The following is a 24,637-nucleotide window of genomic DNA, read 5'->3' on the forward strand; positions in this document are numbered from 1 at the left end:
TGAGAAACTCTAAGGAAATATAACCCCTATACTTATATATACGCTTGCAAAGTCTCATTTTTCTTCTTTTTAAGGCAAAAAAGTTGAAAAAGTTTTTGATACACTCTTATTATAGCACAAAGCAAACATTTATCAATTGCTTAAAGCAAAAAAGGCTCACTACAAAAGTAAACCTTTATTCATTCACTAGATATGATGATATTGCATAAACAATTTGACCATTATATTCTAATTTTGACCAACCATTACTATGAATACCTATACGTTTAACATATTCTCCATTTTTTAATGTATAAACTACTTTAGAAGTATCAACTGATGGCTTATCACGTAAATTTGTTTCTGATTTTGCTGTCACTTTTTCATTGACAGTCGTAAAACCATCATCTTGTGTTGGTTCATCTTGTTGTGGTTTTTGAATAACTTCATTTGAAAGGTAACTTGTAATAGCATAAACAACTTGACCCTTATATTGAAGTCTTGACCAACCATTTTGACTAATTGCGACTCTTTCAAGAAAATCACCACTATTCAATGTTCCTACAACTTTACCTGATGTTGATGGAGAAGCACGTAAATTAACTTGATCCTTAGCAGTTACTTTGTCTTTTTTAGCTTCAAACTTTTGACCATTAACAATATCTTCTTTTTCTTCTTGTTTCACTGATAAATCAGTTGTTAAATAACTCGTTATTGCATAGACTCTCTTATTTTTATAACGAAGTTTAGACCATCCATTTGAGCCAATACCAATACGTGTAACAGTTTCACCATTTTTCAAAGTTGTTACAATATTACTTTTTGTTGTAGCAAGTGTTCTTAAATTTGTTTCACTTTTAGCTGTTACTTTCTCATTGACAGATGAATAAATTTTATCTTGATCTGTTAATGGAACAGAAGCTTTAGGTACATCAGCATTTTTATTTTTAGGTTGTGCTTTTTTGTTTTCAAAATAACAAACAACCATATCTACATTACCTTCAATACCATTAACTTGACCTTTATTTGTATATTGCCAGGCATCACATTGTCCACTATAATCAGGTTTTGCTTTTTGTGGATATATCTTTGTTGAATATTGAGCAATCCATATTTTATGTTTGCCCTGAATATCTTTCATATCCCAATGTGTTTCAATATCACTTAAAGAAGTATAAAACATTGTTTCATAACCTGCTTTTGAAATTGTATTTAAGAATGATAGAGCATTTGCAGTACGTTCTTTAACGCCTAATTTATATGTACGACTAGAAGCATGTTTATAACCTTCACAATCATAAACAACAGGATAAGAAATGCTATATCCTTCAATACATTTTAATGTCCATTTTGCTTCTTCAATAGCTTCTTTTTGATTGATGGCTGTAGAATAAAAATACACACCAACCAATATTCCCGCTTTTTGAGCTTGTTGAATATTATAATCAGCATTATCATCTTTATAAATAACACCATTTTCACCACGATAACCAATTCTAATATAAGCAAAATCAATTTGACTTTTCTTAACTTTATTCCAATCTATTTTTCCTTGCCATTTAGAAATATCTATTCCATTACTTTTTCCTTGTTGAACATTTAATTGACTAGAATTAATACTTGTCCCTTCTTCTTGTTCATCAATATTCTCTGGATCAATAGACGCATCACCTACTTGATTTGTTTCAATGATTTGAGAATTATCTTTTTTATCACTCGTATTATCCTCATGACTTATACTTTTATAAAAAAAGAAAATCCCTACAGCAACAAAAACAATCACCACTCCAACAATTATTATCCATTTTCTTTTTTGATTCACATTATACACATGATTTCCCTCCTCTTTGTTATTATAACTTATAATCATACAAAAAAGAAGATATAACAAACGACTCATTGTCAGTTTTAAGAATAAAAGAAATTATTTAAATGAATAATGGAGCATTACTGCTCCACTACTCACTCCAAAAATATTTTCTTGTCTTTAATATTCTTCTCTTTTCTTAACCAATACTACACCTGTAGCTAAAACTGTTATAATTATTGTTCCAATATAAAATGCTATTGTCGTATTGTCATTTGTTTCTACATTATTATTTGATACATCTGGGTTTATTGGTACTACAGGATTAACATTAATATCAGGAATTTCTTTCTTTGTTAAAGTAGCTATTGCTTTTTCAATTGCATCGGCCATTGCATCGACTTCTTTTTGTTTAGTTATATTTAAATCTTTTTCTACAGCATTGATTGCTTGATCTAAGATTTTTAAACTATCTTCGGTATAAAGATTTCTATTGATATCATTAGCCTTTTTAATAGCCGTTTCAACTTGACTATAGTCAGCACTCTTATACTGCAATTCATTAAGAGCTTTTTCAATTGTGTTAGCCATTATATTGACTTCTTCTTGTTTAGTAATATTTAAATTCTTTTCTACAGCATTGATTGCTTGATCTAAGATTTTTAAACTATCTTTAGTATATAGATTTCTATTGATATCATTAGCCTTTTTAATAGCCATTTCAACTTGACTATAGTCAGCACTCTTATATTGCAATTCATTAAGAGCTTTTTCAATCAAAACTACATATCCATCCACAACTTCTTGTTCATAAATCTTTTTATTTCTAACAACTTCATCAATAGCTTGATCTAATTTTGATAAACTTGTTTGAGTATATTGTTCTCTATTTAATTGATTAGCCTTTGCAATAACTTCATCAACCATTGTATAATCAGCTTCTTTAATAACTTCTTTACCATATACTCTCAATTGATTGAGATGGAAAGATGCATTAGCTGAATCATATTTTCCTATAAGCTTAACATATCTAGCATATGTTTCTTGATGACTGATATCAATATTTTCACCAAAAATAGTTGATTTTTCTGTTCCTTCTGTTTTTGAATAAAGAGGTTTATAGTCTTCTCCATCAATACTTGTATAAATATCATAATAATAATATCTATCATTTCTAGCCCAATAAGTAATTACGTTTAATTTATCTAATAAATAAACATCTTGCAAATCTACTATAATCCATGGATTCTTAGAATATACTCCAGCATCCCAATAAGTTTGACGATTTCCATCAACGACTTGTATATTTTTACTATTAGAAGAAGATGAAGCGCTATTATCTGTTGAACTAGATGTTACTGGTTTTAAATAAGCAAGATTATTTTTTTCTTGACCAAACACTTCTAATTCAACAATATGAATATTATTAATATCTGGTCTACCAACAACCATTGTTTTAATTCCTTTAAGTTTAATATAGGAAAAGCTTTTATCTGTATTTATTTCATGATTAAATCCATTTTGGGTTGCATAATTCTCAGATATATTTTCACCAATTTTAACCCATGATATTTTATCATCACTACCATACAGCTCATATTGATAAATTCTTTGTCCACCCCAATATGGATAAACAACTATATGTTCAAGATTATACACTCCATCCAAATCTATAATAAATTCTGCATCTTTACTAGCTACATTACCATTATTTTCACTTGCCCAATAATTGCTTGTATTCTTTACACCATCATTAATTTTATATGCATTTTTTTGATTACAATTAGCATCAACATTCATTTTATATGCAATATTTACTAATTCCACTAATTCATTAACTGCTTTGTTTAATTGTTGATAAGCAAGATCAATTTCTTCTTTTGATGCACTATTCCCTGAATTTAAGATTTCTTTTGATTTTTGAATAGCATTAATTAAAGCATTTACAGATTCCTTTGTATAAATGCCTAATTCCATTTTTTCTATTTCTGTTACATAATCTTTAAGATAGGTATTATCACATACCTCTTTACTTATCTCACTTAATTGAAAATCAGTTACAATTTCAATCCCATTTTCTTTATAAGATAAAGTAATTATTTGTTCTGGACCTTTTGTAGGGTCAAAATGAGTCACTTTTATTAAATGACTAACATCACGTGAAAAACGAGAGTTATATTGTGCCTCAACTTTTAATTTTAAATCTTTATTAGCAACATATGGTGATTCTTGAGAAATAATCAAACCATTTAGTTTTGAGAGTTCTAATTTTCCCGCAGCACTTACGCCTGCAACAGAAGATACCCCACTTGCTTGGAGTGATATAGATTCATAACCACTTGAACCAGTAATGCAACCAGCATTAGATATCATTTGTAAGGGTTTATTTCCTGCTTCGTATGCTGACAAAAGACATTGAGTAAAGAAAATAACTGAACCACGTGGTACATGATAATCACTTGTTACCATTGCAAGTGATTTTACTTGTGGGTAGTTTGTATTCAAAATCTTATATGTGTTTTTTGCATTTCCTACCGTATCAGGTGCTTTATTTTCAACTATTAAACGTTTTTCATCAAGTCCATGATCTAGCAACCATTGTCCCATTAATCCGCCTTCTGTAACATTTGGATTATTTGCTGCAGTACCTCCTCCAGTCACAGCAATATATGAATTTGGATATTTTTTCGCACTATCCAATCCAACTTGTAATCTATTAATCAATTCTTGTTTCATAGTTCCGTCAGAGTTTAATGCAAACCCTAAAACAATAATACATAGACTATCATCATTAGGTAGTCCATCTGGAAGTACACTTGTATTCACAAAATTTTTTTGATTTACTTCATTCCAGAAATCCATAATTTGTTTCCATGATTCATACTTTGTTTCATCAATTTTTTTAATTTCCTCAAGCGTTCTTATAATATCTGTCTCTGCATCATTTTGATAATCTCGATAATATGCAATCAACTCACTAATATAAGAATTTACATCCTTAGAATCAGCAGCATATACCCTCATTGGAGCAACGATATTCATAAGAAATAATGCTGATATCAAAAAACATATTAACCTCTTAAAAAATTTCATCCTTCCTTTTCTCCTTTTTCATTATTTAATAAACCAACAATACCCATCATTATCTTCATTATATAATTTCACCCTCCTCTTTTATAATAAATTAATTTGGCATCGTATGGCATTATTATCAAAACACAAAAAATCACATTCTTATTACACATCTTTATATAATTATAATGTCATAACTTATTTATTTCAAGAAAAAAGGATGATTCTTAACAATCTATTGAATCTCTTTAATTCCAGCAATCAGTGACTTTCGAATGACTTTATAGTTAGATTGGCCTTTTTTTATAACTTCAACCATAACCCAATCATCATCAACATCTTTAATAACTCCCTGAATTGAATTATCATCAGCCACATAAATAAGCCATTGCTTAAAATCAATTTCACACATTTTACCAATCATTTCAGGTAAAATATCCTCAACAATATGTTTATCATTCTTTGGCTTCTTTTCATTTTCCCGATCATAAATAATATAAACCAACATTCCAATAATAACAATCAATAAAAACTCACTCATCATTTTCACCCACAATCTCAAAACCATTAATATCATTTAAATCAATCAGCTTAATCACATATTCCTTCTTTAAAGAAATTCCTTTTCTCCTTTGATATTTCACCTTTAGCCATTGTTCATTAACATCTAACACGAGAAATTGATCCTTTGATGGTGAATCTAAATATAAGGAAGATTCTTTACAATCAATCTTACATATCTTACCTATTAAACCATAAAGAATATGTGTATCTTTTTGTTTTGAACTAATGACTTCTACCTCATTTTCCGTTAAATCATCTAAGCTCACATGATAAAGCTTTGCCAATTCTTTGGCCTTATCAATCGTTGGTGCTCCTTGATTTAATTCCCAATTTGATATTGTTTGACGACTGACATTTAATAAATCTGCAACAGCCTGTTGACTCAGTCCATGTTTTTTTCTTAATTTCATTAAATTTTCTCCAAGCATAAATATCACCCCTTCTATCAATTATTGTATCGATAATAACACTTTTTGACTAGCAAAATCATTTGGAAATTTTGCTAATTTCTTTAACAAAAGAAGTTTACCAGTCTATAACTAGTAAACTTCTTCTTGATATTCAACAACATGATCATCTTGATAAACAATTTTAGCACTATGAAAATCATTATCTTCAATCCACTCAAAGAAATGATAATCTCCTTCCCACATTGGAAGCTTATCAATATCTTGATCATCAATCCATTTCAAGACACCTTCATCACATTCATGTAATTCACCACTAAAATCCTCACAAGTAAAAATAAACATGCCTTCATCTTCTCCATAATATAATCCTGGAAATGAAACAAATCCATGTAACTTTAAAGAATGAGCAGTCAGTCCAGTTTCTTCAAAGATTTCTCTTTTCATACACTCTTGAGGACTTTCACCAGCTTCAAACTTTCCCCCAACACCAATCCATTTTCCCTCATTAATATCTTTTTGCTTTTTGATACGATGAAGTAATAATGTTTGATGATTACGTTTTAAATAACACATTGTTGTTAAAATCATATTAACGATAGATATAATAATCAGGTGATGAACCTGTTATGATATCTACATTCACTTCCTTTTCTAACAACTCTTTAAGTTTTGTAACCATAATATTTTCTACATGATGATTGATATCAACTAAAACAATACCATGATCAACCGCATTTTTCGCATGACGATATTTACTATCTCCAGTTAAATAAGCATCAACTTGACCATAGAATTGATCAATAAAATCAGCCCCACTACCACCACATATTGCGACTTTTTCAATTTTATCAACATATCCAGCATATTTAAAATGTTCTAAATGATAAACACGTTGAACATGATTGATAAATTCATCAAAACTCATTGGTTGATTTAAAGTAGCCATACGTGTTATCCCACTTTCATCACCTATCTCAATATCATGAACACCTAAAGCTTCAATCAACCATTGATTCATTGAAACATTATCTAAAGCTGTATGTGAACTATAAACAACAATATGATTTTCAATTGCTTTATAAATAAATTGTCCCATAAAATCATCTTTATCAATACTAATGATAGGATCTAATAAGAAAGGATGATGGGTAATTAACATTTGACAACCATTTTCAATAGCTTCATCTAGTGTTGCATTGTCAGCATTGAGTGATATCATGATTTTATTCACATCTGTATGTATATCGCCTATTTGTAAACCACATTTATCCCATTCTTCTTGTAATGATAAAGGATAATGTTTTTCCATTATTTCAATAATATCTTTAGCTTGCATTAATTTCACCTTCTATCAACTCTATCATATGTTTCACTTCAATTGCTCGTGGATGATTTTCATCCAATGATTTTAATATATTTTTTTGTATTTCTAATTGTCGATACCATTTTTCATAAAATAAACCATTTTTATTTTTTCTTAAACATGGTCCAAAATAAAAGTCTTTTTCATCATATTCCTGTTTTTCACTTGTTTTTTCACAAACAATAATCTCATAAATATGATTCGCATCTTTCACAATTCCCTCATCAAGAATAACCATGTTTTGATTTGTTAAATATTCACGCAAAATTTCTAATCCAACATTGGATTGAAGAATAAAACGATGATGATCCAAAAACTCCTTGTTTTCATCTAAAATATCTACAGTTAACTTTCCACCCATACCACATATACTAATCATATCAATATTTTTATCAATAATAGGGTTCATACCACTTCCTAGAAGTGGTATGACTTGTTTTTCTAATTGATGTAATTGTATTGTTTCTATTGATGCGTTAATAGGTCCACTTGCGATATCACATGCATACGCTTTTTCTATCACACCTTCTTCTACCAAATACACTGGTAAATAAGCATGATCAGTTCCTATATCGGCAAGTATTTCCCCTTGTTTATATTTTGTGATTAAATCAGCAATAGCCTGTAATCTTTTTGATAGTTTCATATTAACGATCTAAGAAATCCTTTAAACGTTTTGAACGTGATGGGTGTTTTAACTTTCTTAAAGCTTTTGCTTCAATTTGACGAATACGTTCACGTGTTACGTTAAATTCTTTTCCAACTTCTTCAAGAGTTCTTGTACGTCCATCATCTAAACCAAATCTTAATCGTAAAACTTTTTCTTCACGGTCTGTTAATTCTAATAAAACTTCATTTAATTCATCTTTTAATAATTCATTTGCAGCATAATCATCAGGTGACATAGCTCCTTCATCTTCAATGAAATCTCCTAAATGAGAATCATCTTCTTCACCAATAGGTGTTTCTAATGAAACTGGTTCTAATGAGATTTTTTGAATTTCACGTACTTTTTCAGGTGTCATACCATCCATTTTTTCAGAAATTTCTTCAGCTGAAGGTTCTCTCCCTAATTCTTGAATCAATTGTCTTTGAACACGTGTTAACTTATTAATCGTTTCAACCATATGAACAGGAATACGAATTGTTCTTGCTTGATCGGCAATTGCACGTGTAATAGCTTGACGAATCCACCATGTTGCATATGTAGAGAATTTAAATCCTTTTGTATAATCAAACTTTTCAACAGCTTTGATTAACCCCATATTTCCTTCTTGAATTAAATCCAAGAACAACATTCCTCTACCAACATATCTTTTAGCAATAGAAACAACCAAACGTAAGTTGGCAGCTGCCAATTTCTTTTTCGCTTCCTCATCACCAACAAGGATTCTCTTTGCCAAATCAATTTCTTCATCATGACTTAATAATTCAACACGACCAATTTCTTTTAAATACATCTTAACAGGATCATTGATTTTAACATTGCTTCCTAATTGATTATCATCGTCATCATCATGATCACTATATAAAGTCGCTGTATCGCTTGTCATCATGTCAAAATCACCAACGAAATCTAAATCTGGAACATCGCCACCAAGATCAACGTCTAAACCTTCTAAATCCTCTAAATCTTCTAGTCCTTCTAATGATTCTAAACCTTCTAAATCATCAAGATCTCCTGCGACTCCTTTTAATAGCTCCTCATCATCAATTTCAAGAGCATCTAATCCATCTTCAATCACAATATGACTATCAGTAATAAATTCTAATAATTCTTCAGCTGATTCATCATCTAGATCATACTTTGTTAAAAAAGCATCTAAATCATCTTGAGATAAAGTTCCACCTAAAGCATCAGCTGTTTCCTTAATTAAATTCTTTAAATCTTCAAATGTGACTGGTGCTGCTTTTTTCTTTGTTTCTTTTTTCATAATGACTCCTTTTCATTCTCTAACTTCACAATTTCACTTAAAATCTGAGCTTTCTGACTCGGATCTAATATATAATTAAACTGTTCTAATAACTGTTCCTTCTTCATTTTTCTAGCATTAGCTGCAATTGTTTTAATATAATCATCAATTGCTTTTTCCTCATACTGTATTGGTAGCTTCGCTTGCGATATTTCCACTACAGTTTGGATTAATTCTTCCTTATGTATACCATTAATTAAATCAGCCACTTCTAAATGATTATGATGACGATAATAGTCAACAATATAAGAAGCAATAATACGATACTGATCATTATACATAAAGCCTGCTTTTGCTTCATATTTTAAAGTAACATCTTTACTATTTAGCATATAAAACAATAAATCATGTTCTGCCTTATTGTATTTATCAATAATTTGAATTGTTTTTTTAACTTCTCGATGAACATATTCTTCTTCAGCTCTAGGCTTCATACCAGCAACTCGCTGTTGAATGATATCATAAGAAAAACCTGATTTTTGTGACAAAACATGCATATAATAATCACGATCAATATCATCTTTAATCTGCGTGATTTCAAAACACATTTTTTCTAAGTAATTTTTACGATCATCGTAATTCAAAGAATCAACCAGCTGGTATTCAAAATCCATCAAAAACTCAATCGGTTTCATCGTTTTACGTAACGCTTCTTCAAGTCCTGATTGCCCATGTTCTTCATAAATTTCATCAGGGTCATGACCATCAGGTAAAATAATAATTTGAACCTTAAAGCCAGCTTCTTCCAACTCTCTAGCTGCTTTACTCATTGCCACTTGTCCAGCATGATCACCATCTAAACAAAGATAAATATGATTTGTTAAACGACGCAATGCTTGAATATGTCCTTTTGTTAAGGCGGTACCCATAATAGCAACAGTATTTTCAATACCTGCTTTATACATCGCAATAACATCCATAAAACCTTCTAATAAATAAACAAATCCAGCTTTTTTCACAGCTTCACGACATTGATGATAATGATAAAGCGTTTGTCCTTTAATAAAGATATCTGACTCTGGCGAGTTCATATACTTACTATCAGTTTGCGTCGGTTTATAAATACGTCCACTAAAACCAACAACTTGCCCCTGCTGATTAAATAAAGGAAACATAATACGATCATTGAAACGATCAAAATGATTATTCGATTCAATCACAAGACCAGATTTCACCATATCTATTTCACTATATTCTAGCTTAGTAAAGGCAGTATGCAAAACAGGATCAATTGGTGCATAACCAATTTGAAATTCTTTGATTAATTCATCAGTAAAATGACGATTTAATAGATAAATCTTAGCTTCTAATCCAAGTTTTGTATTTAAATAATAACTATAAATCTTCTGTGCTTCTTGGTGCATTTGATAAAGTGCAACATGTTCTTTCTTTTCTGGTCTTTTTTCGACTTCTAGATGATATTCACTTAAATCAATATGCCCCATTTCGGCAACTTTTTTCACAGCTTCAATGTATGATATCTTCAAGTATTCTTGTAAGAAGGTAAAAACATTACCTCCCGTATGACAAACAAAACACATGAAAATCTGTTTGTCTGGCGATACTGACATTGAAGGATTTTTATCATCATGAAAAGGACATAAGGCTTTATAGTTTCTTCCACTCTTTTCCAAGGGAAGATATTCCCCAATAACATCAACGATATCAACACTTTGTCTAATTTCATTGATTTTTTCTTGTGAAAGTCGTGCCATATATGTCCTCCTTCAACTAAAATTTAACTTTTTCTCCAATATAATGAACTAATTCATCAATTGGTAAACGAATTTGTTCCATTGTATCACGATCACGAAGGGTTACTGATTGATCTGTATCTGTATCAAAATCAATAGTAATACAATAAGGTGTCCCAATGGCATCTTGACGACGATAACGTTTTCCAATTTGTCCAGCAACATCAAATTCTACATTAAATTCCTTAGCAAGCATGCTATAAACTTCCATAGCTTTATCACTTTGTTTTTTCGTTAATGGTAAAATCGCTGCTTTCACTGGTGCAACAGCTGGATGCAAATGCATCACTAAACGTGTATCATTTTCTAATTGTTCTTCATCATATGCATCCGCTAAGATAGCTAAGAACAAACGATCAGCTCCTACAGATGGTTCAATAACATATGGAATATATTTTTGATTTGTTTCAGGATCAAGATATTCTAAGCTCTTTTTAGAATATTGTTGATGTCTTGATAAATCATAATCAGTACGATCAGCAATACCCCATAATTCACCCCAACCTAAAGGTGCAGGATATAAATATTCAATATCACTTGTTGCTTTAGAATAGAAAGATAATTCCTCTAATGCATGATCTCTAAAATGTAAATTATCTTTAGTTAATCCTAAATCTAGTAAGAATTGCATACATCCTTCTTTCCAATAACTAAACCATTCTAAATCAGTATCTGGTTTACAGAAGAATTCCAATTCCATTTGTTCAAATTCTCTTGTTCTAAAGATGAAGTTACCAGGAGTAATTTCATTTCTAAAAGATTTCCCAATTTGACCAATTCCAAAAGGAACTTTCTTACGAGATGTTCTTTGAATATTTTTAAAATTCACAAAAATTCCTTGAGCAGTTTCAGGACGTAAATAAATATCATTCTTAGCATCCTTAACAACTCCCATTGATGTTTTAAACATCAATTCAAATTCACGAATATCAGTAAAATCTTCTTCTCCACAATCTGGACATTGAATATGATTTTCTCTAATATATTTCATCATTTCTTCAGGTTCCCAACCTTCACAATGAACATTAGGATCGAAATCTTCAATCAATTTATCAACACGATGACGAGTATGACAATGTTTACATTCTGTCAATGGATCACTAAATCCACCAACATGTCCACTTGCTTCCCAAACACGAGGATTCATAAATATAGCAGAATCCAATCCGACATTATAAGGTGATTCTTGAATAAATCTTTTCCACCATAATCTTTTAATATTGTTTTTCATTTCAACACCTAATGGACCATAATCCCAAGTGTTTGCTAAACCGTTATAAATTTCAGAACCTTGATATACAAAACCTGAACTTTTTGCATGTGCAATTAATTTTTCCATATCTTTGTTTGCCATATTTATACCCCTTTAATTTGATTTTTAGTCTTACTAAATAATGAAAGACTCAGCATGAGCTAAGTCAATATTACCCTTATCATAAGATATATCGTTATAGTTATACCCTCATAGTGGTTATTTGTCAACCAACTATAAGGGTATCCTATAAATACGTTCTTTCATTTAACCAATGCAAAATATCTAAATAAACTTCGTTTCTGCCTTGTTCAAATAACAAGGCATGTCTTTTTTGAGCAAAGATTTTTAAAGTCAAATCTCTAATCGGAATACTTTTATATTTATTAACTAATTTTTCAATATTCCGACACATTGGATCATATTCACCAATACCAATATAAATTGATAAATATTCAGGAATCTTAGAAATAGATTCATTTGTATTGACTTCTTCCATCACTTTAATAATATCGCGATATCCCTGAACAGTATAAGTAAAATGTGTCATTGGATCTTCCAAGAATTTTTCTTTTTCTTTTTCATCACTTGTTAACCAATCAATTTCACTATCAGAATTATCAATACGACGATTATGCAAACGATGGAATGAGTGAAAATAACTAGTTGCTTTATAAAGCGGTCCTTTCAACGTTTTTAACAAACGTAAATAAGCTCTTTTAATATATCTATATTCCACTTTAGCCGGTGTCCCTAACAACAAAACACCTTCAATAAAATCGCCATACTCACTTACATACTTACGAATCAAGACTGAACCCAAGTCTGTTCCTAACATAAAATAAGGAACATCAGGATAATTGCGACGCATAATTTGTTGTAAGTGATGCATATCTTTGACTAAATTTTCTGGGCCATCATGTTCGCCAAAATAACCTTGTTCAAAATCAATCAAAGACGTTCCATGACCAGCAAAATCACTTACTACCACAACAAATCCTTGACCCAATAAATAAGAAGCAAAATGATCATAATTATCGGCATGTTCGCCTAGTCCATGATGTATTTGAACAATACCTTTCACACGCAAAACAACTTTCGGCTCGTAGACATAATAACGCACATGGACATGCATACAAGATACATAAGTTGCACTACGTTTCATAACTATGACCTCCTTTTTAAGGGACGATATTGTCCTTTGGGTTTAATCAATGACTTTTTATCAAAACCAATTAAGTCTTGTCTTTTTGCTTGAATTAATGCTTCATAGACAAGATGATAATTTTTTGGATTGCGATATTGCATCAAAGCACGTTGCATCGCCTTTTCTTTTGGCGTTTTTGCAACATAGACTGGTGACATATCACGTGGATCTAAACCAGTATAATACATTGCTGTAGAAAGGGTTCCAGGAGTTGGATAGAAATCTTGAACTTGTTCTGGCTGATGATGAATATCCCTTAAATATTCAGCCAATTCAATAGCACTATTTAAGTCACTTCCAGGATGAGAGGACATTAAATATGGAACAAGGAATTGATTCATCCCCATTTCTTTATTTAAACGTTGATATTTATCAACAAATTTCTCATATAATTGACGATGAGGTTTTCCCATCTTATCTAAAACTTGATCACTAATATGCTCTGGAGCTACTTTCAATTGTCCACTAATATGATTTTTAACCAATTCTTTAAAGAAAGTATCATCTTGATCATACATCAAATAATCATATCGAATTCCCGATCTTACAAATACCTTTTTCACGCCATCCAACGATCTTAACTTCTTTAATAAAGACAAATAATCGCTATGATCAACTTTTAAATTACGGCAAGGCTGTGGCCATAAACATTGTTTGGATGGACACGCTCCATGTGTTGCTTGTTTATCACAACTAGGTTGACGGAAATTTGCTGTTGGTCCCCCAACATCATGAATATATCCTTTAAAATCAGGATCTTGAATCATCACTTTAGCTTCATCGATTAACGATTCATGAGAACGAGTTTGAATAATACGTCCTTGATGAAAATTAAGCGCACAGAAATTACATGCCCCAAAACATCCACGATTACTAATCAAAGAAAAACGAACTTCTTCAATAGCTGGTATATAATCATACATTGGATGATAGGTTCTTTGATAAGGCAAAGCATATGTATCATCAAATTCGATTTGTGTTAATGGACGATTTGGTCGATTTTGAACAATGTAGAAACCATTATATGGTTCAACTAATGTCTTGGCATTAAAATGATCAGTATTTTGATATTGAATTCCAAAGGATTTCGCATATTCTTTCTTGCTTTTGATAATTGCTTCAAAAGATGGCAACATAATATAATCATCTGGAATTATTGATAAATCCTTTGTCTTAAAAACTGTTCCATCTAAATAAGTTAAATATTTTGCTTCAATTCCAGCATCAAGTGCTTCAGCAATCTCAACAATACTATTTTCACCCATCCCATACATCAATAAATCAGCATCAGCATCAACTAAAATAGATTTTCTCACCTTATCATCCCAATAATCATAATGTCCTAATCGTCTTAAACTTGCTTCAATTCCACCAATTAAAATGGTTGCATCTTTATACGCTTCACGAACCTTTTGACTATAAACAATAACTGCACGATCTGGTCGATGATTCATTTCACCATTATTTGAATAACTATCCTTTTTGCGACGACGTTTTGAAACACTATAATGATTGACCATTGAATCAATATTACCACTAGAAATCAAAAATCCAAGTCTAGGTTTCCCAAATCTTTTAAAATCATCTAAATGATGCCAGTCTGGTTGTGCTAAAAAACAGACCTTAAAACCACGGCTTTCTAAAGTTCTTGTAATGATAGCCGCACCAAATGAAGGATGATCAACATAAGCATCCCCACTAATATATACAAAATCAGGTTGTTCCCAACCTCTTTCTAACATTTCTTCTCTTGTTGTTGGTAAAAATTGTCCCATAATGCCTCCCTTTGATATGCACTTATTATACACCAAAATATGTGTAAGCAAAATAAAATTGTGTAGAAATCTACACAATTTGTTGAATAAATGTCGAAGTTTTTAAAATAACTCCAGTATATTCTTCGATAAACTGTTCCATTAAAGGAATCAATTGTCTTATCACTTCATTTGATAAATGTAATTGATCAATATGTTCAAGAGGAATCTTATGAATATGACGAAAACCTTTTAAAACTGCTTTATCAAAGACTGTATGATTTGATAAATGTTCTTCACATAGAAAACCACCATCAGTTAAAGAAATAGAGACAACCTTAGATGAACCACAAATCACACATCCATCAACATCTAAAGAAACCCCATTGTGATCAAGAATAAAAACATTAAATAATAAATAGACAAGCAAAGGTGGATAACCTTGATCAAGCTTCTTTAAAGAATCATAGAGAATATCAAATTCCTTTTCAATTGGATTATTTTCTTCAATATAACGATAAAAATATTCCAATATATAATTTGCCACAATCTCACTTTCCAGATTTTCTTCAATATGTCTTAAATAATCCAAAGGTGAAGCTTTCATCAACACACTCAAACCTTTTTTTAAATGAATTGTGAATTCACTTAACATCATTTGTTGGGTTGCTCTGGCATTTTTACTTGTCATTTTTCTTACTCCTCTAGCAATGATTCCAATTTTGCCATATTCACGAGTATAAACATGCAAAATCATATCATTTTCCTTATAAGGAGTTGTCTTTAAAATCAATCCTTCTACAACGACTTCATTAATAGTCGTTTTCATCGTATCCAAACTCCCTGAGATACTTTTGTTTATTACGCCAATCTTTCTCTACTTTTACAAAAAGTTCTAAATCAACACTGGTCTGTAAAAAACGTTTCATTTCTCGTCTGGCATTTTGTCTAATCTTTTTAATCATGCTCCCTTGTTTACCAATAATAATGGCTTTTTGACTAGGACGATCAACAACAATCGCTGCCATAATATGAACTCCATTGTCATCTTCTTCCATCTTTTCAATAACAATCGCTACACTATGTGGAACTTCTTCATGGGTAAAATAAAGAATCTTTTCACGAATAAATTCTGCCATAATGAATCTTTCGGGATGATCAGTGATATGGTCTTTAGGATAATACATAACCCCTTCTTCTAAATCATTTTTAATTGTTGTGATTAAATGATCAATATTATCTCCTTCAACAGCACTAATTGGAATGATTTCTTTAAAATCAAATAATTCTTTCCATTCATTTAATTTTTCAATCAATTGATCCTTACTTAATAAATCAATCTTATTTAAAACCAAATAAACCGGTCCATCAGCTTCTTTTAATCTCTCAACAATAAAACGATCACCTTTACCAATCTTTTCATCAGCAGGAGCAATAAATAAAACCAAATCAACTCCATAAATACTATTAAGTGCATTTGTATTCATAAATGACCCTAGACCATCTTGAGGTTTATGGATACCAGGCGTATCCATAAAAATAATTTGCGCTTCATCATCAGTATAAATACCTTGAATGGTATTACGAGTTGTTTGTGCTGTAGCTGAGGTAATTGCTAGTTTTGTTTGTAATATATGATTTAATAAAGTTGATTTTCCAACATTTGGTCGACCAACAATACTCACAAATCCTGATTTAAATGTCATAAGCTTTCTCCTGTAAATGCACGTGGCAATAATTCATGCATATTTGTCACTTCATAATATTCTTTGCAGCCTAAAATAATTGGTGTATATGGATCAAGTAATTCAGCTAAAACTTGTCGACAAGCTCCACAAGGAGAAATCAAAGGTGTACAATCACCAACAATGGCTAGAGCTTCAATATCATCTTTACGATATCCCTTGCAATAAGCTTGAAATACAGCATTTCTTTCTGCACACATCGTTGAACCATAAGCAGCATTTTCAATATTTGTACCATGAATCATTTCACCATTCTTTAATAATAGACATGCTCCCACACGAAATGAAGAATAAGGCACATAAGCATTGCGACTTGCAATAAATGCTTCATCTACTAATTTTTGATAATCCATGATTTACCTTCTTTCTATCCCTAATTGATTTAAAATCTCTTTTTGTAATCCTGTCATTTCCTTTTCATCTGCTTCATTCATATGATCATAACCTAATAAGTGAAGTAAGCCATGGGTAAACAAGAAACACATTTCCCTTTTTAATGAATGTTCATATTCTTTTGCTTGAACAAGTGCATGATCATAAGAAATAAAAATATCTCCTAAGCTTCTAGGCATCCCTTCAACATAAAATTGATCACTATCTTCTAATGCAAAACTAATAACATCTGTAGAACGATCAATCTGACGATAATCACGATTGATTTCGTGTATCTTCTTATCATCAATAATCACACATGATAATTCCACATCATCTTCTATTTTCAAATGTTTTAATGTTGTTTCAATAATCTTTAAAAATTGTTCTTCATAACTTTCTTCACATAAATTGTTTTCATCTTCATATACAAAATCAATTGTCATCATATCATTTTCACCTTCTCATCTTTCCTTTCCCATTATAACACAACCAACATTCTTGTTCACTAACTTTGTTTGATGATTCACCATAATATAAATCTTTCCTTCATCGTTTTTCAACAAATACTTCATGATTTTATTAGCTAATGTACTATCCATATGGGAAAAAGCTTCATCTAATATCAACACATCATACGTTTGACAAAGCAAACGCACCAAAGCAACAACCTGTCTTTGTCCAAGTGATAAAGGTGAACCATCTTCACTCAACACAAGATGAAACATCTCAATTAAATCTTTCATTCCAAAAGCCCTTAAATATTTTTTCACTTTCTTTTCATCTTCACATAAGAAATTATCAAATAAACTCATATGTAAAAAAGTTGGTGTTTCATTAACATATCCCAAATGTTGATATAAAGATTCAAGCTGAATATTTCTTAGTTCAATTCCATTAATATAAATATCCCCACCATAATCTAAATCAACTCCTAATAATAATCTTAATAAAGTTGATTTACCAGAACCTGTTTTTCCTTTTATTAAAAGATGATGATCAATCGTTAAATCTAAATGTTCAATAATTGGTAATTGATATCCATAGGCATAACTCACATTATCTAAAACAATGGAAGTAATCGGTTGTTCAATCCATTGCTTTTCTACTTCTTTTTCTAATAGAAAAGCTTTGTATTTTTCAAAAATCAAACTTACTTGTTTATATTGAGCAAGCATTGTGACCATATTCAATACTGGCTGAATACAATATGAAACAAGCATATAAAACATCATTAATTGACCAATTGTCATATGCTGATAATGAAAACTATAAAAACCTAGAATAAGAATGAAAGTATAAAAGATATAAATGATATATTGAATATGAATCTGTAATTGATTAAAACCTAAAGCTTGTTTTTCTTTTAACAACGCTTCATCTAAATAAATATGATAACTTCTTTCTCTTTCTTTTTGATGTAAACAAAATCGTTTGATGAGAAATTGATTTTCAATCAGTTCTAAGACATGATGCTGATAAATGAAATGCGCTTCTAAATAACTTTGATTAACTTTTTGTAAAGCTGATAAATAACGATAACTTACCCAAGCAACAATAACTAACATAACAATAACAAGTAAAGTCATCTGAACATTTAAAAACACCATTCCAAGTAAAAACACTATAAATGATAATCCATCTAAAAATAATCTTTCAAAGAAAGCTAAACTCATTTCACTTAAATCAAATAAACTTAATAATTGACTTTGAATTGCTCCTTTATCTTGATAAAAGAATGAATAAGGTTGTTTTAACATATTCATTGAAGATGTAAAGACATAATCCTCATCTAAGGCTCTTTGAAGATGAATGGATTCTTTATTCTTTTGATTTTCTAGCTTTGTTTTGATTATTTCAATAAGCCCATAACTCACACTTAAAATAATCATATAAAAGACATGTGTTTGTTGAGCAATATCATCAATCACAATTTGAAAGAAATAACTACTTATGTAACCTAATAAAGATATCCATACACCTTTTAATATCAATGAGATCATATGTTTTTGATAAGATTTAAAAGTATCTTTTAAAAAGCTTGAATAGCTTTGATAACTTAATTGTGGAACTCTCCCCACATGTTTAATCATAATCAAACAATTGGCATAATGTTCTTGCATTTCTTCAGGATAAAGAGTTATTAAACCCCTTGCTGGGTCACCTACAATATATTCCTCATTAGCTATTTCAAACAAAACAACAAAATGTCCAACACCCTCATAAATCATATACAAAATACATGGTAATTTGCCTTCATTCTTTAAATCATCTAATGAGCAGTGATAGGCTAAAGCTTCTATTTGATAAGCCTTTAAGCATTCAATCATACCCTTTATACTAATTCCATTTTGATTTAATCTTGCTTTCTTTTTGATTTCCTTGATTTCCTCATTGAAGCCATAATATTTTAAAATCATTAAAATACAATAAGCTCCACATGCTTTTTCTTCGTCTTGTAATTCTACTTGATATTTGCGCATATAAAAACCCCCTTACTTCTATATACGCTTCAAGTAGGGGATTTTTCTTTTTTTATTGACAACTTTTTAAAACTTTTTTTAATTTTTCAATAAATTCATCAACATGTTGCTTTTCAATGATAAAAGGTGGTAACATTCTCAATACATTTTCACCTGCAGTCACAACAATTACACCTTCATCTAACAAAGCCTTTACTACTGGCTTCACATCACTTTTAAAGATTAGACCTTGCATCAAACCAAGTCCACGATACCCTTCAACTTGATCAAATTCATCAACCACTTCTTCTAATCTTTCAATCAAATATTCAGAAATATCTTGAACATGGGCAATCATATTTTCTTTTTCAATGATTTCAAAAACTGTTTTCACTGCCATACAAACAAATGGGTTCCCACCATAAGTACTTCCATGATCACCTGGTTGCATGGCTTTCGCAAATTTCTCATTAGCTACAAAAGCTCCAACTGGGACACCACAACCAATTCCTTTAGCAAGACATACAATATCTGGTAAAATCCCATATTGAAAATAAGTCATGATTGTTCCAGTACGTCCCATTCCACATTGTACTTCATCTAAGATTAAACAAATATCATGTTCATCACATAGTTTTCTTAAACCTTGCATAAAATCCTGATGACATGGATATAAACCACCTTCACCTTGTAATGGTTCAACAATAATTGCTGATGTTTTTTCATTAATCAATTGTTCGACACTGGATAAATCATTGAGCGTTGCATAATGAACTCCTTCAATCAATGGTCCAAAGGCTTCTTGATAATGTAGATTGCCAGTTAACTTGACAGCTCCTGTTGTTCTTCCATGGAAAGAATGTTGAAATGAAATAATTTCACTATCAGCTTTTCCATGTTTTAAATAATAATATTTTCTTGCTAGTTTCAAAGCACCTTCTACGGCTTCAGCTCCTGAATTTGCAAAAAAGACACCTGATAACTTCGTTGCAGCTTTAACTTTTTCAGCTGCTTCTATAGCTTGTGAAGTATAGAAATAATTAGAAACATGCGTTAATGTTTCAATTTGTTTTTGTAAAGCTTCTACATAAGGACGATAATTATGTCCAAAGGAATTGACTCCTATCCCTGAATAAAAATCTAAATACTTTTTTCCATTGGTATCATAGAGATAAACCCCTTCACCTTTTTCTAAAATAACATCATATCGACCATAAGCTTTTAAAAAAGCATTTTCCCCTCTTGTATATAAATCCATTTTTAAACCCCCTTTATATCTTTAGCAATAGTATAATACAAATCAAGGGCAATTGTTAAGATATTTTCATGAAAATTAAAAGTTTCTGTATGTAAACCACTTTGATACACCTGACATTTGGTACCTAAAAAGAAAAAGATGCCGGGTATTGCTTTTTGATAAAAAGCAAAATCTTCTGATAACATAAGAGGTTCTTTTAATTCAATATAATCATGATTAACTAAAGATACAAATTTTTGATAAAGTCCTTCATCATTAATGACAGGTGGATAAAGGGGTGGACATGACCATTCAATTTGACATCCATAGGTTTTTTCTAGACCTTGATGTAAATCATCAATCATCCCAACAAGCTCATGAAAGACTTTCTCATCATAACAACGTACTGTTCCATGCATTTGTGTTAAACTCGCTACACTATTGCGTGCCGTTCCCCCAGATATTTCTCCAATATTTAAAACAACTGGATCAAAACAATGCATACGACGACTTAAAATAGCCTGATATTGATTCATTGCCTGACTTGCAATCACTATACTATCAATACCTTCTTCAGCCAATCCAGCATGAGCACTTTTACCATGAATAGAAACATCCATTTCTCCACACATTGCCATAAGCGCACCACTTTTGCAAGCAATCTTACCTTCTTCAATAAATGGCATTAAATGCATTCCAAAAATTGCTTTGACATGGTATCGATCAAATAATCCACTTTCCACAATTTGGGCAGCTGCTCCTGGTGATTCTTCAGCAGGTTGAAAAATCAATAAAATGTTATAAGCAAAATGATCTTGTGAATTTTTTAAACGTTTGGCTAGTCCTAAAAGAACACTCATATGTCCATCATGTCCACAAGCATGCATCATTCCAGAATGTTGACTTTTAAAATCAACATCATTTTTTTCATTTATTGCTAAAGCATCAATATCACTACGAAAAGCAAGTGTTGTTGGTTGATGATGATCAATATATACAATCGTTCCTGTATCGACAATTGTTTCATATTGATAACCCATTTGTGTGAGTTCTTTTCTAATATAAGCAGCTGTACGATATTCTGATAAGCCTAGTTCAGGAATCTGATGCAACTCTCTACGCCATCTTGTTAAATCATCCATCATTATAGATTTCTTAAATCTTCCATTAATTGAGTTTTTTCTTTCGTTGCATCATTTTTTTCATGTTTAATAATACGCGCTGGATTCCCTGCCACTACAGCATTTGCTGGGACATCATTTAAAACAATACTTCCAGCTCCAACAACTGCTCCTTTACCAATATGAACACCCTCAACAACCACTGCATTTGCACCAATTAAAACATCATCCTCAATAATGACAGGTGAAGCACTTGGGGGTTCAATAACACCTGCTAACACTGCACCTGCACCAATATGGCAATTCTTACCAACTTGAGCACGGCCACCTAAAATAGCTCCCATATCAATCATTGTCCCTTCACCAATAGTGGCACCTATATTGATAATAGCTCCCATCATAATAACTGCATGATCACCAATTGTCACATTATCACGAATCATTGCGCCTGGTTCAATACGCGCATTGATATGAGTTAAATCTAACATTGGTATAGCACTATTACGATGATCTTGTTGTAAATATGTATCAGTAATTTGGTTTTGATTTGCTTTTAAATATTTCTTGATATGTTCTAAATCTCCTACCAAAATACGACTTGTCTTTGTACCAAAAACTTGTAAAGATGGATCATCTGGTAAATTCTCACCATTGATATACACCTTCACAATTGTTTGTTTTTTTGCTTGACTAATATATTGAATAATTTCTTCAGCTGTTCTACACATAAAAATCCTCCTCGTTAATAATACCTTCAAAAATACGTTTTGCTTCACCTTCCATAAATATATGACCATCTTCATATGTAATATGTAATCTTCCGCCTAACAAATCAACAAAGACATCCCGATCACATAAACCTAATAAATAACTGGCATACATACAAGCACAAGCCCCTGTTCCACAAGCTTTTGTCTCACCTGAACCACGTTCCCATACACGCATTTTGAGATGTTGTCGGTCAACAACTTGTACAAATTCAGTATTGACAGATTCAGGAAACATATCATGTTTTTCTAGGAATGGGCCTATTTTTTTGATATCAAAATCAAGATTATCAACAAACATAACTGTATGTGGGTTTCCCATTGATAGACTTGTTAAATGATAAATATTGCCATTGATTTCAATTGCTTCATTAATCATTGTCTTTTTATCAAACAAACATGGAATATCTTTGGTCTCTAAAATAGGCTTTCCCATATCAACTTTGACCATTGTCACTTCCTGATTATCCAGAGTTAACCAAACTTTCTTGATTCCCCCAAGAGTTTCAATCTCTAGATAAGTTTTATCTGTTAGATGATGGTCATAAACAAACTTAGAAAAACAACGAATACCATTGCCACACATTTTTGCTTCACTTCCATCAAGATTAAACATTCGCATCTTAAAATCACAATGTGAAGAAGGCAAAATAACAATCATACCATCACTGCCAATCCCATAATGACGATCACTAATTCTTTGAATAAATGTTTTATTCATTGGAACATTTTGATGGATACCATCAAAATAAATATAATCATTGCCTATTCCCTGCATCTTTGTAAATTTCAACATCATATCACCTCAACTTTTTCACAATGATAACATTTTTTTATCACAATGAAAAGTATTTTTCATATTTTGCATATAATATAGTGGTGAGACTATGAAATATATGCTTAAAAGAATCAATGAAGTATTATCTATCTTATTAATAGCCTTAATAATTATGATTATACATTATCATATTTAAAAAACGGTCCTCAGACCGTTATTTTTTCAATTCATATCCACAATTTGAACAAATTCTTTCATCGCCAACCTCTTGTCCACAATTTGGACAATATTTTATGTCATGCGATTCAATCAATTCTTCATTGATTGGTGCTTTCTTTTTCTTCATCAATACCACTACAATCACAACAATCAATACAATCCCTAAACCAGTAAAAATCAATGTCATATCTATACCACCAGAAGCTGCTGATGAAATCACAATATCTCCATCCAATCCATTAACTGATGCTTCTAATAAATCAATCTTAACTTCTCTACCATCAACTGTTCCAATATTAGAAGATGCTTTAGCTGGCATTTTCACGGTTAAATTCATTTCTACACCTTTTGCCTTTAAATCATCTAATGAACTATTTTGTGGAACCCCACCAAGACTATTCCCTAATTGATGACTCACTTGATTCATAGGAATTGTAAAAACAATAGATTTTGTTCCATCAATATCTTTTTCAGTTAAATATTTTGATTGTTTTTGATCATCTGTAGTTATCTTAAACCCAACCCACTTTTTACCATCAATTGTTTTATCAATTGGTTGAAATGTCATGTCTTTTTGTTTGTCTTTCAAATAATTATCTTTCATTTCATTCAACCAATCCTGGGCAGTGATTTCACTTCCTTGAAAAGTTGTTTCATCAATCAGATACTCTATATTCATTTTCATTGTTTTATCTGATTTCACTTCAGTATAAATATTCATTTTCATACATCCAGTCAATAAACATACCATTAGTCCTAAAAATAATAACTTTAATTTCTTGTGCATATTATACCCCTCTC

22 protein-coding genes are annotated in these 24,637 nt (G+C 30.9%); all 22 read right to left on the reverse strand.

Annotation, left to right across the window (positions count from 1 at the left end; translation table 11 throughout):
• Nucleotides 1–175: 175 nt before the first annotated feature.
• A complete protein-coding gene (locus EDD60_RS08425; protein ID WP_102135713.1) occupies nucleotides 176–1,810 on the reverse strand; it encodes a GH25 family lysozyme in 1,635 nt (544 codons plus the stop codon).
• Between the two features lie 156 nt (nucleotides 1,811–1,966).
• Nucleotides 1,967–4,879 carry a discoidin domain-containing protein gene (locus tag EDD60_RS08430; protein WP_132226363.1) on the reverse strand — a complete coding sequence of 971 codons (2,913 nt, stop codon included), beginning with the start codon at nucleotides 4,877–4,879 and terminating at the stop codon, nucleotides 1,967–1,969.
• A gap of 214 nt (nucleotides 4,880–5,093) precedes the next feature.
• Nucleotides 5,094–5,399, reverse strand: coding sequence for a hypothetical protein (locus tag EDD60_RS08435; RefSeq protein WP_066450011.1), 306 nt, complete (start codon nucleotides 5,397–5,399; stop codon nucleotides 5,094–5,096).
• Nucleotides 5,392–5,850 carry a helix-turn-helix transcriptional regulator gene (locus EDD60_RS08440; RefSeq protein ID WP_066450007.1) on the reverse strand — a complete coding sequence of 153 codons (459 nt, stop codon included), beginning with the start codon at nucleotides 5,848–5,850 and terminating at the stop codon, nucleotides 5,392–5,394. The genes EDD60_RS08435 and EDD60_RS08440 overlap by 8 nt, the downstream gene beginning before the upstream one ends.
• Before the next feature lie 111 nt (nucleotides 5,851–5,961).
• A complete protein-coding gene (locus tag EDD60_RS08445) occupies nucleotides 5,962–6,405 on the reverse strand; it encodes an NUDIX hydrolase (RefSeq protein ID WP_318026104.1) in 444 nt (147 codons plus the stop codon).
• 16 nt (nucleotides 6,406–6,421) lie between these two features.
• Complete coding sequence (locus EDD60_RS08450) at nucleotides 6,422–7,168, reverse strand: Nif3-like dinuclear metal center hexameric protein (RefSeq protein WP_132226364.1); 747 nt, start codon at nucleotides 7,166–7,168, stop codon at nucleotides 6,422–6,424.
• Complete coding sequence (locus EDD60_RS08455) at nucleotides 7,158–7,841, reverse strand: tRNA (adenine(22)-N(1))-methyltransferase (protein WP_132226365.1); 684 nt, start codon at nucleotides 7,839–7,841, stop codon at nucleotides 7,158–7,160. Before EDD60_RS08455 ends, EDD60_RS08450 begins: the two co-directional genes overlap by 11 nt.
• Nucleotide 7,842: 1 nt before the next feature.
• Nucleotides 7,843–9,129: an RNA polymerase sigma factor RpoD gene (gene rpoD / locus EDD60_RS08460; RefSeq protein WP_066450002.1), complete on the reverse strand. Its 1,287-nt coding sequence runs from the start codon at nucleotides 9,127–9,129 to the stop codon at nucleotides 7,843–7,845.
• Nucleotides 9,126–10,883: a DNA primase gene (gene dnaG / locus EDD60_RS08465; protein ID WP_066450001.1), complete on the reverse strand. Its 1,758-nt coding sequence runs from the start codon at nucleotides 10,881–10,883 to the stop codon at nucleotides 9,126–9,128. The genes rpoD and dnaG overlap by 4 nt, the downstream gene beginning before the upstream one ends.
• Before the next feature lie 16 nt (nucleotides 10,884–10,899).
• Nucleotides 10,900–12,276, reverse strand: coding sequence for a glycine--tRNA ligase (locus EDD60_RS08470; protein ID WP_066449998.1), 1,377 nt, complete (start codon nucleotides 12,274–12,276; stop codon nucleotides 10,900–10,902).
• A gap of 145 nt (nucleotides 12,277–12,421) precedes the next feature.
• The gene (locus tag EDD60_RS08475; protein ID WP_066449996.1) at nucleotides 12,422–13,339 is read right to left on the reverse strand and encodes an alpha/beta fold hydrolase; all 918 of its coding nucleotides are present in this window, start codon (nucleotides 13,337–13,339) and stop codon (nucleotides 12,422–12,424) included.
• 2 nt (nucleotides 13,340–13,341) lie between these two features.
• Nucleotides 13,342–15,156: a YgiQ family radical SAM protein gene (locus EDD60_RS08480; protein WP_066449991.1), complete on the reverse strand. Its 1,815-nt coding sequence runs from the start codon at nucleotides 15,154–15,156 to the stop codon at nucleotides 13,342–13,344.
• 70 nt (nucleotides 15,157–15,226) lie between these two features.
• Nucleotides 15,227–15,964 (reverse strand): DNA repair protein RecO, encoded by a 738-nt coding sequence (gene recO / locus EDD60_RS08485; protein ID WP_066449988.1) that lies wholly within the window; start codon nucleotides 15,962–15,964, stop codon nucleotides 15,227–15,229.
• A complete protein-coding gene (gene era, locus EDD60_RS08490; protein WP_066449985.1) occupies nucleotides 15,948–16,841 on the reverse strand; it encodes a GTPase Era in 894 nt (297 codons plus the stop codon). Before era ends, recO begins: the two co-directional genes overlap by 17 nt.
• The gene (gene cdd, locus EDD60_RS08495; protein ID WP_066449983.1) at nucleotides 16,838–17,233 is read right to left on the reverse strand and encodes a cytidine deaminase; all 396 of its coding nucleotides are present in this window, start codon (nucleotides 17,231–17,233) and stop codon (nucleotides 16,838–16,840) included. Before cdd ends, era begins: the two co-directional genes overlap by 4 nt.
• Nucleotides 17,234–17,236: 3 nt before the next feature.
• Entirely contained in the window at nucleotides 17,237–17,698 is a 462-nt protein-coding gene (gene ybeY, locus EDD60_RS08500) for an rRNA maturation RNase YbeY (protein WP_066450026.1), read from the reverse strand.
• 18 nt (nucleotides 17,699–17,716) lie between these two features.
• A complete protein-coding gene (locus EDD60_RS08505) occupies nucleotides 17,717–19,735 on the reverse strand; it encodes a cysteine peptidase family C39 domain-containing protein (protein ID WP_066449981.1) in 2,019 nt (672 codons plus the stop codon).
• Between the two features lie 52 nt (nucleotides 19,736–19,787).
• Nucleotides 19,788–20,972, reverse strand: a complete 1,185-nt coding sequence (locus tag EDD60_RS08510) for an aspartate aminotransferase family protein (protein ID WP_066449974.1) — start codon at nucleotides 20,970–20,972, stop codon at nucleotides 19,788–19,790.
• Between the two features lie 2 nt (nucleotides 20,973–20,974).
• Complete coding sequence (locus EDD60_RS08515) at nucleotides 20,975–22,093, reverse strand: M20 metallopeptidase family protein (protein ID WP_066450024.1); 1,119 nt, start codon at nucleotides 22,091–22,093, stop codon at nucleotides 20,975–20,977.
• 2 nt (nucleotides 22,094–22,095) lie between these two features.
• Complete coding sequence (gene dapD / locus EDD60_RS08520; protein WP_066449971.1) at nucleotides 22,096–22,800, reverse strand: 2,3,4,5-tetrahydropyridine-2,6-dicarboxylate N-acetyltransferase; 705 nt, start codon at nucleotides 22,798–22,800, stop codon at nucleotides 22,096–22,098.
• Nucleotides 22,793–23,635, reverse strand: a complete 843-nt coding sequence (gene dapF, locus EDD60_RS08525; protein WP_066449966.1) for a diaminopimelate epimerase — start codon at nucleotides 23,633–23,635, stop codon at nucleotides 22,793–22,795. Before dapF ends, dapD begins: the two co-directional genes overlap by 8 nt.
• Before the next feature lie 196 nt (nucleotides 23,636–23,831).
• Nucleotides 23,832–24,623, reverse strand: coding sequence for a zinc ribbon domain-containing protein (locus tag EDD60_RS08530; protein ID WP_066449963.1), 792 nt, complete (start codon nucleotides 24,621–24,623; stop codon nucleotides 23,832–23,834).
• Between the last annotated feature and the right edge of the window lie 14 nt (nucleotides 24,624–24,637).

The organism is Longibaculum muris, assembly GCF_004343035.1.
GTDB lineage: Bacteria > Bacillota_I > Bacilli_A > Erysipelotrichales > Coprobacillaceae > Longibaculum > Longibaculum muris.